13 protein-coding genes are annotated in these 12,962 nt (G+C 73.4%); 4 read left to right on the forward strand and 9 right to left on the reverse strand.

Annotated elements, in window-relative coordinates:
- Positions 1-55: 55 nt before the first annotated feature.
- From mshC to ACFVX6_RS13285, 4 genes are all read right to left on the reverse strand, one after another.
- A complete protein-coding gene (gene mshC, locus ACFVX6_RS13270; protein ID WP_389690836.1) occupies positions 56-1,285 on the reverse strand; it encodes a cysteine--1-D-myo-inosityl 2-amino-2-deoxy-alpha-D-glucopyranoside ligase in 1,230 nt (409 codons plus the stop codon).
- 120 nt (positions 1,286-1,405) lie between these two features.
- A complete protein-coding gene (locus tag ACFVX6_RS13275; protein ID WP_389690986.1) occupies positions 1,406-2,251 on the reverse strand; it encodes an SCO1664 family protein in 846 nt (281 codons plus the stop codon).
- The gene (locus tag ACFVX6_RS13280) at positions 2,215-2,805 is read right to left on the reverse strand and encodes a DUF3090 domain-containing protein (protein ID WP_243333987.1); all 591 of its coding nucleotides are present in this window, start codon (positions 2,803-2,805) and stop codon (positions 2,215-2,217) included. Before ACFVX6_RS13280 ends, ACFVX6_RS13275 begins: the two co-directional genes overlap by 37 nt.
- A gap of 77 nt (positions 2,806-2,882) precedes the next feature.
- Positions 2,883-3,605 carry a histidine phosphatase family protein gene (locus ACFVX6_RS13285; protein ID WP_389690838.1) on the reverse strand — a complete coding sequence of 241 codons (723 nt, stop codon included), beginning with the start codon at positions 3,603-3,605 and terminating at the stop codon, positions 2,883-2,885.
- Between the two features lie 62 nt (positions 3,606-3,667).
- On the opposite strand from ACFVX6_RS13285, the gene corA reads away from it, so the two are divergent.
- Entirely contained in the window at positions 3,668-4,651 is a 984-nt protein-coding gene (corA, locus tag ACFVX6_RS13290) for a magnesium/cobalt transporter CorA (RefSeq protein WP_389690840.1), read from the forward strand.
- A 58-nt stretch (positions 4,652-4,709) separates the two neighbouring features.
- Here corA and ACFVX6_RS13295 read toward each other — a convergent pair whose 3' ends face one another.
- Positions 4,710-5,498 carry a ferritin-like domain-containing protein gene (locus ACFVX6_RS13295; protein ID WP_389690842.1) on the reverse strand — a complete coding sequence of 263 codons (789 nt, stop codon included), beginning with the start codon at positions 5,496-5,498 and terminating at the stop codon, positions 4,710-4,712.
- Between the two features lie 279 nt (positions 5,499-5,777).
- Positions 5,778-6,827, reverse strand: coding sequence for an LLM class F420-dependent oxidoreductase (locus tag ACFVX6_RS13300; RefSeq protein ID WP_243333982.1), 1,050 nt, complete (start codon positions 6,825-6,827; stop codon positions 5,778-5,780).
- 100 nt (positions 6,828-6,927) lie between these two features.
- Here ACFVX6_RS13300 and ACFVX6_RS13305 point away from each other — a divergent pair, with 100 nt between their 5' ends.
- Positions 6,928-7,920, forward strand: a complete 993-nt coding sequence (locus ACFVX6_RS13305) for an aldo/keto reductase (RefSeq protein WP_389690844.1) — start codon at positions 6,928-6,930, stop codon at positions 7,918-7,920.
- A 164-nt stretch (positions 7,921-8,084) separates the two neighbouring features.
- The gene (locus ACFVX6_RS13310; RefSeq protein WP_389690988.1) at positions 8,085-10,466 is read left to right on the forward strand and encodes a helix-hairpin-helix domain-containing protein; all 2,382 of its coding nucleotides are present in this window, start codon (positions 8,085-8,087) and stop codon (positions 10,464-10,466) included.
- Between the two features lie 77 nt (positions 10,467-10,543).
- Here ACFVX6_RS13310 and ACFVX6_RS13315 read toward each other — a convergent pair whose 3' ends face one another.
- Together ACFVX6_RS13315 and ACFVX6_RS13320 are read right to left on the reverse strand one after the other, a co-directional pair.
- Positions 10,544-11,248, reverse strand: a complete 705-nt coding sequence (locus tag ACFVX6_RS13315; protein ID WP_389690846.1) for a hypothetical protein — start codon at positions 11,246-11,248, stop codon at positions 10,544-10,546.
- Positions 11,249-11,357: 109 nt separating this feature from the next.
- Positions 11,358-11,594: a hypothetical protein gene (locus ACFVX6_RS13320; protein ID WP_389690848.1), complete on the reverse strand. Its 237-nt coding sequence runs from the start codon at positions 11,592-11,594 to the stop codon at positions 11,358-11,360.
- A gap of 241 nt (positions 11,595-11,835) precedes the next feature.
- Between ACFVX6_RS13320 and ACFVX6_RS13325 the strand changes: the two genes are divergently transcribed.
- Positions 11,836-12,024 (forward strand): DUF5703 family protein, encoded by a 189-nt coding sequence (locus tag ACFVX6_RS13325; RefSeq protein WP_243333977.1) that lies wholly within the window; start codon positions 11,836-11,838, stop codon positions 12,022-12,024.
- Between the two features lie 38 nt (positions 12,025-12,062).
- Here the strand turns inward: ACFVX6_RS13325 and ACFVX6_RS13330 are convergent, their stop codons facing one another.
- Positions 12,063-12,836, reverse strand: coding sequence for a chaplin (locus tag ACFVX6_RS13330; protein ID WP_389690850.1), 774 nt, complete (start codon positions 12,834-12,836; stop codon positions 12,063-12,065).
- Between the last annotated feature and the right edge of the window lie 126 nt (positions 12,837-12,962).

The following is a 12,962-nucleotide window of genomic DNA, read 5'->3' on the forward strand; positions in this document are numbered from 1 at the left end:
TCCGCGGGCTCCGCCCCGGACCCCCCTCCTCGAACGCCGGAGGGGCTGGATCGGCCTACAGGGCCACGCCGAGCAGTGCGTCCACCGTGCGGGAGACCACGCCCGGCGCCGATTCGTCGTCTCCGTCGGTGACGAGCTGGCGCTCGACCCAGCGGTCCACCGCTGCGAGGGCGGCAGGGGCGTTCAGGTCGTTGGAGAGGGCCTCGCGGACCTCCTCGACCAGGTCGTCGGCCGGGATGCCGTCGGGGCGGGAGACGGCCGCGCGCCAGCGCTCCAGGCGGGCCACCGCCTCGGCGAGGACCTCGTCGGTCCACTCCCAGTCCGCGCGGTAGTGGTGCGAGAGCAGGGCCAGGCGGATCGCCGCCGGGTCCACGCCGGCCCGGCGCAGCGCCGATACGAAGACCAGGTTGCCCTTGGACTTCGACATCTTCTCGCCGTGCAGGGCGACCATCCCGGCGTGTACGTACGCCTTGGCCATCGGGAACTCGCCCGTCAGGACCTGGGCGTGCGAGGCGCCCATCTCGTGGTGCGGGAAGGCCAGGTCGGAGCCGCCGCCCTGGATGTCGAAGGTCATCCCCAGGTGGTCCAGGGCGATGGCCACGCACTCGATGTGCCAGCCGGGCCGGCCGCGGCCCAGCGAGCCGCCGTCCCAGCTCGGCTCGCCCGGGCGGGCCGCCATCCACAGCATCGGGTCGAGCGGGTTCTTCTTGCCCGCCCGGTCCGGGTCGCCGCCCCGCTCGGCCGACAGCAGCCGCATGGCCTCGGCGTCCAGGTTGGACACCTTGCCGAAGTTCGGGTCGGACTCCACCGAGAAGTAGACGTCGCCGTCCAGCTCGTAGGCGGCGCCCGCGTCGCGCAGCCGCTCGACCAGCGGCACGATGCCGGGTATGGCCTCGACGGCGCCGATGTAGTGCTGCGGCGGCAGCATCCGCAGGGCGGTCATGTCCTCACGGAAGAGAGCCGTCTCGCGTTCGGCGAGCTCGGTCCAGTCCTGGTTGTCGCGCAGGGCCCGCTCCAGCAGTGGGTCGTCGACGTCCGTGACGTTCTGGACGTAGATGACCTGCCGCTTGGTGTCGAGCCACACGCGCTGCACGAGGTCGAACGCGTTGTAGGTCGCCGCGTGACCGATGTGCGTCGCGTCGTACGGGGTGATCCCGCAGACGTAGATACGGGCGACGGGACCGGGGGCGAGGGTGATCGTCCCTTGGGTCGCGGTGTCGTGGATCTGGAGGTCGCGGCCCTTGCCAGGCAGGGCGGGGACCTCAGAAGCGGGCCAGGCATGCATGTCTCGAGCCTAACCGGACGAGTGTTCCGAAAACTAACCGGACCTGCACTGTTGTCTTGATCGGCGCTCTTGCGCCATGGCCGGTTCTATGCGTGCGGGCGCGTACGGGCAGCGGCCCGGTCAGACGGGCGGCCACGGGATCGCGGGCCACTGCCCCGAGGGCTGCGGATGCTTCCCGGTGCGCAGCAGCAGGGCCACGCGGGCCCGTACGGCGGCCAGCTCGGCGGTGGTGACCAGTTCGGCCAGTCGGGTGGCGAGGGGCTGCCCGGCGGCCAGTGCGGCCTCCAGGGCGGTCAGGACGGACCCCGCTTCCTCCGTCAGCGGCTCCCCCGCCCAGCCCCAGAGCAGGGTGCGCAGTTTGTCCTCGGTGTGGAAGGTCACGCCGTGGTCGATGCCGTAGAGGCGTCCGTCGGGGGCGGGCAGCAGGTGGCCGCCCTTGCGGTCGCCGTTGTTGATCACGGCGTCGAGGACGGACATCCGGCGCAGCCGTGCGTCGTCGGCGTGTACGAGGAGCGCGGTGCGGCCCTCGCCGACCTCGGCGAAGGCGACGGGCTTCCAGCCCTCCCCCGGCTCCTCGCCGTCCACGAGCGCGAGCAGCTCCGCCTCCGGGGACTCCCCCGTCTCGATCCACTGCTGGACCATGCCCTCGCCGTACGGTCCGTCGCGCAGCACGGTCGGGGGCACCAGCCCCCAGCCGGTGGCCTCGGAGATCAGGTAGGCGGCGACTTCGCGCTGGGCGAGGTTGCCGTCGGGAAAGTCCCACAGCGGGCGTTCGCCCTTGACCGGTTTGTACACGCAGTCGCTGCTCAGGCCCCCGTGCGTGACGGTGCACAGCAGGACGGCGTTGGACGCCTCCCGGATCCGGCCGACGACGGAGAGTTCCCCGTGGGCCAGCAGCGCTTCCAATTCCGCCGTTCCCCCCGTTGCGTTCACGCCTGGCGCCGGTAGCCGTTCTGGCGCGGGCAGACGTGCCCTTCGGGGTCCAGCGGGAGGCTGCACAGGGGGCACGGCGGGCGGCCCGCGTTGACCACGTCCAGGGCCCGCTTGGTGAAGGCCCGGGCCTGGGCGCCGGTGAGGCGGACGCGGAGCATCGGCGGACCGTTCTCCTCGTCCTGGAGCAGCCGCTCCTCCGCCTCGGCGAGGTCCTCTTCCGAGTCGGCGTCGAGTTCCACCAGGGCCTGCGCCTCGACGATCATGCGCTGGTCCTCGCCGTCCCAGGCCAGGGCCATGGTGCCGACGCGGAACTCCTCCTCGACGGGGACGTCCAGGGGGGCGGTGTCGGTCGCCTCGGCGGGGGCCACGGCCGGGACGGGGGCATTGCCCCCGGTGCGCCGCACGACCTCGTCCAGCAGTTCTTCCATCCGCTCCGCGAGCGCCGCCACCTGGGTCTTCTCCAGGGAGACGGAGGTGACGCGGGGGCCGGTGGAGGCCTGCAGGAAGAACGTACGGCGTCCAGGCAGACCGACCGTGCCGGCCACGAAACGGTCCGGTGGGTCGTAGAGGAACACCTGACGGGGCACGTCCAGTCTCCAAGCGTCGGCAGCAGGGGCAGGGCTGCGCCCATGGGTTGGCCCGTCCACCCTACTGCGCCGTTCGATCACACCGCGCCCGCACCACCCCCTACGACCGCCTCGCCGCCCGCTTCCGTGTCGCCCCCGGCCGCCGCGGCGTCCGGCGAAGCGCTTTCGCGGGGTGCGAAGGAGGCGAAGTCGCCGGTGTCGCCGAGCCGGAGCAGGAAGGGCCGGGTCGGCGTGTAGCGGATCGCGGTGACCGAGCAGGGGTCGACGTGGATCCGCTGGAAGAGGTCCAGGTGCATGCCGAGGGCGTCCGCGACAAGGGACTTGATGATGTCGCCGTGCGAGCACATCAGGTACACGGCGTCGGCGCCGTGCTCCTCCTCGATCCGCGCGTTCCAGTCGCGGACGGCGTCCACGGCGCGGGCCTGCATGGCGCGCATGGACTCGCCGCCGGGGAAGGCGGCGGCCGAGGGGTGCTGCTGGACGATGCGCATCAGCGGTTCTTCGGACAGCTCGGAGAGTTTGCGGCCCGACCAGTCGCCGTAGTGGCACTCGCCGATCCGCTCGTCGGTGTGGAGCGCGAGTCCGGGCCGGGCCGCCAGCAGCGGGGCCAGGGTCTCGGCACACCGCTCCAGCGGGCTGGTGACGGCTGCGGCGAGGGGCACGGCGGCGAGCCGCCCGGGCAGCGCGGCGGCCTGTGCGGCTCCGTGCTCGTCGAGGGTCACCCCCGGGGTCCATCCGGCGAGCAGCCCTGCGGTGTTGGCGGTGGACCGCCCGTGTCGTACGAGGATCAGCGTGGCCATGGCAGAAGGGTATGCGGTGCCGCCGGCGTGCGGTCGGGGCCGGGGCAGGGAACAATGCGCGAGTGATTGTGGACTGCGCCATGTACCGCGAAGGCCGCCGCTCCGCGGCGCCCGACGACTTCTCCGATGCCCTCGACGAGGCGCGGGCCACCGGTGACGCCTTCCTCTGGGTGGGCATGCACGAGCCGACGGAGAAGGAATTCGAGCACGTCAGCCAGGAGTTCGGGCTGCACCCGCTGGCGGTGGAGGACGCGCTGACCGCGCACCAGCGGCCGAAGATGGAGGTCTACGACGATTCGCTGTTCGTGGTCCTCAAGCCGGTGATGTACGACGACTCCTCGGACACGGTGACCACGGGCGAGCTGATGGTGTTCATCGGCGACTCCTTCGTCGTCACGGTCCGGCACGGCGAGGGGGCCGCGCTGGCCGCCGTGCGCCACCGCCTGGAGCAGGATCCCGAGGTGCTCAAGCACGGCCCCACGGCGGTGCTGTACGCGGTCTCGGACGCGGTGGTGGACCACTACATCGAGGTGGCCGCCGAGCTCCAGGCTGATCTGGAGGAGCTGGAGGCGGAGGTCTTCTCGCCGAATCCCGCGGACAGCAAGAACACCGCCGCCCGGATCTACGGGTTCAAGCGGCAGGTCCTGGAGTTCCGCCGGGCCACGAGTCCGCTGCTCCAGCCGATGGACCGGCTCGCCTTCGGGAACGTGCCCTTCGTGCACGAGCACGCCCAGCCGTTCTTCCGCGACGTCGCCGACCACCTGACCAAGGCGAACGAGTACATCGAGGGCCTGGACCGGCTGCTGTCGGACGCGCTGGCGGCGCACCTGGCGCAGATGGGCGTCCGGCAGAACGACGACATGCGCAAGATCTCCGCCTGGGCGGCCATGGCGGCGGTGCCGACCATGGTGGCGGGAATCTACGGGATGAACTTCGAGCACATGCCGGAGCTCACGCACCGCTGGGGCTATCCGCTGGTGCTGCTGGTGATGGCGGTCATGTGCGTGGGCCTGCACCGGATGTTCAAGCGCCGCGGCTGGCTCTAGGACCTGTCGTCACCCGGCCGGGGCCCGAAGGGCGGCCTCGGGAGTTTGACGACAGGCCCTAGGCGAACTCGGGCGCCGCGGTCGGCGTCCCGCCCAGGGGGTTGCTCCGCTCCGGCGGGCGCAGGTCGACCATCCGGTGCCAGCCGCTGAACCGCTCGTACGCGTACATCCCGCGGATCCCGGCGGCCAGCGCGGCCGCCTTCGGCGCGGGCCAGCCCAGCAGCCGCCCCATGTGGCCCATGACGGCCAGGCCCACGTCCCGGTAGACGGCGATCTCGGCGAGCGCGCACTCGCGCAGCACCCGGTGGATGGTGCGGCCGTGGCCGGCGCGGGCCAGGCGGAGCAGTTCCTCGTGGCAGTAGGCCAGGTGGTTGTCCTCGTCCGCGCCGATCATGCGGATGGCCTTGCCGAGCTCGGGGTCGTCTCCGAAGTACCGGACGAGCATGATCATCTGGTCGGCGGCGCGCTGTTCGGTGACCCTGCTGTGCGCGAGGTAGACGACGATGTCCTCCTCGGTCAGGGACCGCTCGCCGCGCAGCTTCTCGTGGCTCAGGCCGATGCCGCGCCGCTCCAGCAGCATCGTGTAGTCGGTCTCCGGCGGGACCGGGACGGGGTCGAGGCGGCGTTTGCGGAGCAGGGCGTTGAAGATCCGGCCGTGCTTGTCCTCGTCGGCCCCGTGCCGGGTGATCTTGGGTGCGAGGTCGCGCATGGAGTCGGGCACCAGGGCCGCGATCCGGGCGTTCTCCCAGCCGCCCTGGGACTCGCCGCCGGCGGCGATGGAGCAGAACAGTTGGAAGGAGTCGTCGTGGTCGACGATCTCCCGGAACAGGCTGTGCGCAGAGAGCATGCGTCGAGTCAAGAGCCGATTCGCCGGCCGGGCAACCGGATGCGGCCCGGGGCTCGGCCGAATGAACGACTGCGACCGGTGGCTCCGGGGGCGTAACCCCACGGCCGTCCCGCGCGTTGTTGGCTGTGTCGGCCGTGGCGGGGAAGACCCCCCGAGCCCCCACCACGGCCGCAGACCTCTCTTCCCCCGCGCCGCCCGCGCACGATCCCCCAGACTCCGTCCGGGGGGGGACCCCAGGCAGGCTTCGGGCGGCTGCGCCGGACTCCGTCCGGCAGGGGGTCAGGCCAGGCCGGCGAGCTCCATGGCCTCGACGCCGGCGCGCAGGGCAGCCGTCCGCTCCTCCAGCGTGAAGCCGGCCGGGGCGAGCGTCAGGGTGGTGACCCCGGCCTCGGCGTAGGCCCGCATGCCGTCGGCGATGCGCTCCACCGGGCCCAGCAGGGTGGTGGAGTCGATCAGCGAGTGCGGGACCGCGGCGGCTGCGCCCTGCTTGTCGCCGGCCAGGTACTTGTCCTGGATCTCGGCGGCTTCCTTCTCGTAGCCCATGCGCTGGGCCAGCTGGTTGTAGAAGTTCTGCTTGCGGCTGCCCATGCCGCCCACGTACAGGGCGGTGTACGGGCGGAACATGTCCGCGAGCCCGGCCACGTCCTCGCCGAGGGCCAGCGGCACGGTCGGGCAGACGTCGAAGCCGTCCATCGTCAGCCCGGCCTTCTCGCGGCCCGCCCGGATGTGGGTGAGGGCGGTGGCCTCGAGGTGCTCGGCGGCCGGGAAGATCAGCAGGGCGCCGTCGGCGATCTCGCCGGTCTGCTCCAGGTTCTTCGGCCCGATGGCGGCGATGTAGAGCGGAATGTGCTCGCGCTCGGGATGCACGGTCAGCTTGAGCGGCTTGCCCGGCCCGCCGGGCAGCGGCAGCGTCCAGTGCTCGCCCTCGTACGACAGCCGCTCGCGGGTCATCGCCTTGCGGACGATCTCCACGTACTCGCGGGTCCGCGCGAGCGGCTTGTCGAACTTCACGCCGTACCAGCCTTCGGACACCTGCGGTCCGGAGACGCCGAGGCCGAGCCGGAAGCGGCCCTTGGTGAGGGAGTCGAGGGTGGCCGCCGTCATGGCCGTCATGGCGGGCTGACGGGCCGGGATCTGCAGGATCGCGGAGCCGACGTCGATGCGCTCGGTCTGGGCGGCGACCCAGGCGAGCACGGTCGGCGCGTCGGAGCCGTAGGCCTCCGCGGCCCAGCAGACGTCGTAGCCGAGGCGGTCGGCCTCCTGCGCGACGGCCAGGTTGTCGGCGTCCATGCCAGCGCCCCAGTAGCCGAGATTGATGCCGAGCCGCATGTGTGGTCCCCTTGCCTGTTTACCGATCAGTAACGTGGGTCTGCGGGGACTGTAGCGCGCCCGGGTGCCCCGCGTCAGCGCCGCAGTAGTCTCAGCCCTCATGGAGCAGAGGCATCTCGGCCGCACCGGACTGCGCGTCTCCCGGATCGGTCTCGGCACACTGACCTGGGGCCGGTCGGCGGACGGACCGGACGAGGCGGAAGCGGCCGCGCAGTTGAAGACGTTCTGGAACGCGGGCGGCACGCTCGTGGACACCGCCGACGTGTACGGGGGCGGTGAGGCGGAGTACCTCCTCGGGCATTTGATCGGTTCCGTCGTCCCGCGGCGGGACCTGGTGATCGCGACGAAGGCGGGCGGGGTCGCGGACCCGGACCGCCGTTTCGACGCCTCGCGCGGCCACCTCCTCGCCGCCCTGGACGATTCCCTGGCCCGTCTGGACACGGACTACGTCGACCTCTGGCAGGTCCACGCCTTCGACCCCTGGACCCCGCTGGAGGAGACCCTCCAGGCCCTGGACATCGCGGTGAGCAGCGGCCGGGCCCGGTACGCGGGCGTGTCGAACTTCAGCGGCTGGCAGCTCGCGAAGGCGGCGACCTGGCAGCTCGCGGCGCCGGGGGTACGGACCCGGCTGGCGTCGACACAGATGGAGTACTCCCTGCTCCAGCGCGGCGTGGAACGGGAGGTGGTCCCGGCGGCCCTGGACCTGGGCCTGTCCCTCCTCCCCTCCTCCCCGCTCGGCCGGGGCGTCCTGACGGGCAAGTACCGGTCGGGCACTCCGGCGGACTCCCGGGGCGCTTCGGAGACCCTGGCGGCCTTCGTGGACCCGTACCTGGACGAGCCGGCGAGCCGGATCGTGGACGCGGTGGCGACGGCCGCCCACGGCCTCGCGGTGACCCCGCTCCAAGTGGCCCTGGCCTGGGTCCGGGACCGCCCCGGGGTGGCCGCGCCGATCGTCGGCGCGCGCACGTCGGCGCAGCTCGGGCAGGCCCTGTCGGTGGAGGCCCTTAGTCTTCCGGAAGAGATCCGCCAAGCGCTGGACGACGTCTCGGCGCCCGTCCACCGCTATCCCGATCAGGACTGGAGCACCTTGTGAGCGACACCGCCGCCGCCGACGCCGCTGCCGCGGAGGCCCCGGCGCCCGCCGCTGCCACCGCCCCGGAAGCCCCGGCCGTCCCCGCCGCGGGCCCCGGGACGACACCGGACCCGACCGACCCGGAGACCGCCGTGGACACCTCCGGCGCATGGGAGCCCCCGGTGGTGGACCACGACCCGGCGGACCACGCCGACGCCTCCGGCGAAGCCGGGACCGGCGAGAGCGAAGCCGTCGCGGACGGCTCCGGCGAGGGCGCAGCCGCGGACTCGGAGGGTGGTCCGGGGGCGGAGCCGCATGGCGGCACTGCGGGAGGGGGCCGGGTGGGGGAAAGCCCCGCAGGGCCCACCACCGGCGACGCGGAGGCTGAGGCGGACCCAGACGCTGAGGCGGAGGCGGAAGCGAAGGCGGACCCAGACGCTGAAGCGGAGGCGGAAGCGAAGGCGGACCCAGATGCTGAAGCGGAGGCGGAAGCGAAGGCGGACCCAGATGCTGAAGCGGAGGCGGAGGCGGAGGCGGAGGCGGAGGCGGAGGCGGAGGCGGCCGACGGGACCGGCGGCAACGCCGGCGCGGCCGGGGCCGGGGCCGCCGAGGCCGCGCCTCAGCTCAGCGAAGCCGCGGCGGAACTGGCCGCCCAGAAGATCGAGCGGGAGCGCATCGCCCGCCGCAAGGCGGAGCGCGAAGCCCCCGTGGAGGCCGGCGCCAAGCTCAGCGGCACGGCCGCCGACCTGCTGGCCGCCGTACGGGCCGTGGAGAGCGGCGGCAAACCCCCCGCCGCGTTCGACGCGCCCCCGGCGCCCCGCCGGCCGGAGCCCGCGCCCGCCCCGGCGCGCACCCCGGCACCCGCACCCGTCCCTGCGCCGCAGGCCCCCGCAGCCCCCTCCCCCGACGCCGTCCAGGCGATCCGCGCCGTCCTGGCCAGGGGCGGAGCCCCCGAGGCCCTCGCCCCGCAGACCGCCGTCGCCCTCGGCGAGGACGCCGCCGCGCAGCTCGCCGAGTCGCCCTGGCGGCTGCTGGCCGTCGCCGGGGTCCGGCCGACCCAGGCCGACGGGTTCGCCCGCGCCCTGCTCGGCGCCGAGGAGACCGGCCCCGGGGACGAGCGGCGGGCCGCCGCCCTGGTGAGCTGGCTGCTGGCACAGGCCGCCGCCAAGGGCCACACCGTGCTGGAGGCCCCCACCCTGGAGTCGGCCCTCGCCCAGTACGGCGTTCCGGACCCCGCGCAGGCCTTGGAGGCGGCCGTCGGCGAGGGCGCCGCGCTGGCCTTCGAGGAGCCGGTCGGACCGCCCGTCGGTGAGGACGAAGAGCAGCCCGTACGGATCCTGGTGGGCCTGGAGGGCTCCGCCATGGCCGAGGAGAGCCTCGCCGAGGGCCTGGCCCGGCTCGCCAACACCTTCACGGACCCCGCTGACTGGGACAAGGCCGCGACCGGCCCCGGCGCCGAGCTGATCCGCGCCGCCGCCGGGCACGGCCTGGTCACGCACACCGGCGGGGAGGCGGCCCGCGCCGAGCCCCGCGCCCTGTTCGCGGCCGCCCGGGAGTTCGGCCTGCGGGTCTGTCTGGCCGCGCACGCCCCGGCCGAGGGGGCCGTCACCGTGGCGGGCCTGGTGTCCGGCGCCGAGGGCCCGGGCCGGGACGCGGACGGGCAGTTCGCGCTGGACCTGCTCATCGTCCTGGACGCCCCGCAGTTGGACGTGGAGACGGCCGCGATGCTGGTGGAGTCCGTCCCCGACGGGGCCCGCCTGGTGCTGTCCGGCGACCCCGCGGTGCTCGGTTCCGCCGGTCCCGGCCGGGTCTTCGCCGATGTGCTCGCGGCCCGTGCCTGCCCGCAGCTCGTCTCCCGGATCCCGGACCCGGGCCCGATCGGCGAGCTGGTCTCCGGAGTCGCGGTCGGCGAGCTGAACCAGGTCGACGCCCCCGGCAAGGAGGTCGTCATCGTCCCGGTCCGTGACGCCGGGGAAGCGGTGCACCGCACCGTGCAGTTGGTCGCCGAGTCGGTGCCCCGCGCCTTCGGGATCCCGGCGGACGCCGTCCAGGTGATCACCCCGGGCCACGGCGGCCCGGCGGGCACCCGCGCGCTCAACGCGGCCCTCAAGGAGCGGCTGAACCCGGGCCCCGGCCGGTTCGGCGGCTTCGACCCCGGTGACCGGGTGGTCCACGTGCCCTCCGCCGGGCGGGCGCTGCCGGCCCGGGTGGTGTCGGCCGACGCGCAGGGGCTGCACCTGGCCGGAGCCGCGGGCGCGCGGATCGTCGTACCGAAGGAGCGGGTGGAGTCGCAGGTGCGGCACGGCTGGGCCGTGACGGCGCACCAGGCCGTCGGTTCGCGCTGGCCCGCGGCGGTCGTCGTCCTGCCCGGGGACGCGGCGCAGGCCCTGTCCCGGGACTGGGTGTACACGGCCTTCGGCCGGGCCGAGCGGCACCTGTCGGTGGTGCACGGGGTGGACCAGGCACTGCCGCGCGCGGTCGCCGAAGTACCGGCGAAGCCCCGTACGACGCGGCTGGCGGGTCTGCTGCGGGCGCTCGTGGAGTCTGCGTCGGCGCAGCCCGAGTAGCGGACGCGCCGCGGCCCCCGTCCCGGGTGGGACGGGGGCCGCGGTGCGTTCCGTACGAGGTGTCGCGCGGGGCGGGGTCAGGCCGTGGTCAGGCCCCGCTCGGCCGGCTCGGCGTGCCCGGCCCGCTCCTCGTCGCCTTCGTCGCCTTCGTCGCCCTCGGCATCCTCGGCATCCTCGTCATCGTCTTCCTCGTCGAAGACCGAGCTGACGTCGAACCGGTGCATCACGTCCTGCGGATCGATGTGCGCGAACGGCGCACCGAGCCACTCGCCCGGTTCCGCGACCTCCTCCGAAGCGGCGATCCACAGCGTGGAATCGCCCTCCTCCAGGCCGAAGTCCTTGGCGCGGGAGGCGATTTCATCCGGCTCGTACTCGCCGAAGAGCACGCCGAGCGCGTCGGCGGTGCCGCCGTCCTGGGCGAGTTCGGCCTCGCGGTCGTGCGCGACGACGCGTTCGGCCTGGGCGATCAGCCGAGCCGGTTCGACGACGGCGTAGTCGCGGCGGATGAGCACGCTGAAGGCGGCGGGCTCGGCGGGGCCGGTGTACGGGAGCCCGTCCTCGGGAGAGGGGATCTCGAACGGGGTGACCTCGTCGTAACGGTCGTAGAGGAGCTCGTCGTACTCCTCGGCGGCGGCGGCGAGTTCGTTGAACGCGGCGTAGACGTCCGGATCATCGTCCCCGATCCTGCTCTCGACCGCGGCGAGGTGACGGTCGAGCGCGGCCTTGACCGCCTCGGCGGCGGCGCGTACCTCGGCAACACTGGGCAGAGCGGCATCAGACATAGTGCAGACGCTATCCGTAGCGGGGCTCTGCCCGCACGCAGAATCCGAGTGAGTTCCCGGACACCGGCCCTGGTCCGGGCTCACCGCCGTCGGGGGCCAAGTGGGCCGCTCAGGAGCGGAGCGCCGCCTGCGGGTCCGTGTTCAGGCCATCGGCGCATCCCACCATGAGGGAGTCCATGCGGGGCTGGTCGGGGTAGAGGTCCCGCAGGACGTCGGCCTTCCTGCACTGCGCCAGGTCGTCCACGTAGTCGTTGGTGGTCTTCACGTAGTGGCGCTGCCCCCAGTTCCACCCGCGCCGGTACGCGTCCACAAGCGGTCCCGCCTCGACGGCGTGAGTCACGGTCACGGTGGGAATCGGCTGAGGAGTACCGGTGGAGCATCCGGTGGCTAGGGCAGCTATGCAGACGAAGGCGGCGGCTTGGGTTCTCAACGGGGTCCCGTTCGTGATCGTGGTCCTGCGGTCGGCGGCCAGTTCAGCACGTCTGGACCCGGTGCCGCGCTCGGTGTTCAGCCTGTGAACAAGGGGCCGCCGCCCGGTGCACGCGCTTCACGGGCGAGCCCTTGACACCCCGAGCAGAATGGATGCGATGCCGGAATACGAATTTGTCGACCTGTACGTGCCCCGCGGGGTTCCACGTCAGGAAACGACCCGCCTGCTGACCGAACACGCCGAGTACGGGCATTGGGAGCTCGACCGGCTGACCCTGCTTCGGGACGGCAGTCGCCGCGTGCGACTGCGCCGCCGGATCATCCGTCAGGTCCGCGCGACCTGGTGACGCGGGTCCCCGGGCGGGACCCGCGTCTTGAGGAACCGTCAGGCGGCGTTGCGCGCCCGGCGGTAGAGCACGGTGCCGGCCAACAACATGCCTGCGGCCAGGGGCAGTCCGGCGGTGAGGACATCACCGGAGCCCGTGGCGGCGAGTCCCCCGGCCGGGGTTGAACCGGTACCAGTGGCGGTGGCGGTGCCGGTGCCGGTCCCCTGGGCGGGGTGCGTCACCGGGGTCACCGATCCGGTGCCGGGACCCGCACCGGTACCCGCGCCGGGGCCGGTGGGAGTTCCGGGCTGCTGCCCGGCGCCCGGACCGCCGGGGGTGCCGTTGCCGCCGGGACCCCCCGGATTGCCGTTGCCGTCGGGCCCATTCGGATTCCCGGTCCCGCCGGGACCACCCGGGGTCTCGTTGCCGCCGGGACCACCCGGGTGCCCCGGGTGCTCCGGATGCTCCGGAGCACCCGGGCCGGTGTCCTCGTCGCACGGTTCGTGCGGGTTGCCCGGGTGTTCGGGGTGGTTCGGGTGCTGGGGGTGGTTCGGGTGCTGCGGGTGTCCCGGGCGGCCCGGGAGGTTCGTGCAGTGGTTTCCGAAGGCCGGGTTCAGGGCCCCCACCACCGTCACCGTGTTCCCGCAGGCGGTCAGTGGTGCGTCCACGGGTGCCTCGAGGGCGTTCCCGGACAGCAGTCCCGGTGAGTGCGCGGCACGGCCGGACGCGCCGGAGTCCGCGTGTGCGTAGCCCCCTCCGAGCGCGAGCAGACCCCCCGCGGCCGCCATGGTGATCAAGGTCTTCCTGCCGGTGACCTGTACCTGTCGTCGCATCTGTACTTCGTCCCCTGGTGTGTGCGTCGTGCACGCGCACGCACGTGCACGCCCGGTCGGCGCACTGGCCGCACAGGCTCCCCCGCCCGGTACGCCGAAAGATCGTCATCGGGCCCGTAAAGCCCG

The organism is Streptomyces sp. NPDC058289 (genome assembly GCF_042880975.1).
GTDB lineage: Bacteria > Actinomycetota > Actinomycetes > Streptomycetales > Streptomycetaceae > Streptomyces > Streptomyces stoeckheimensis.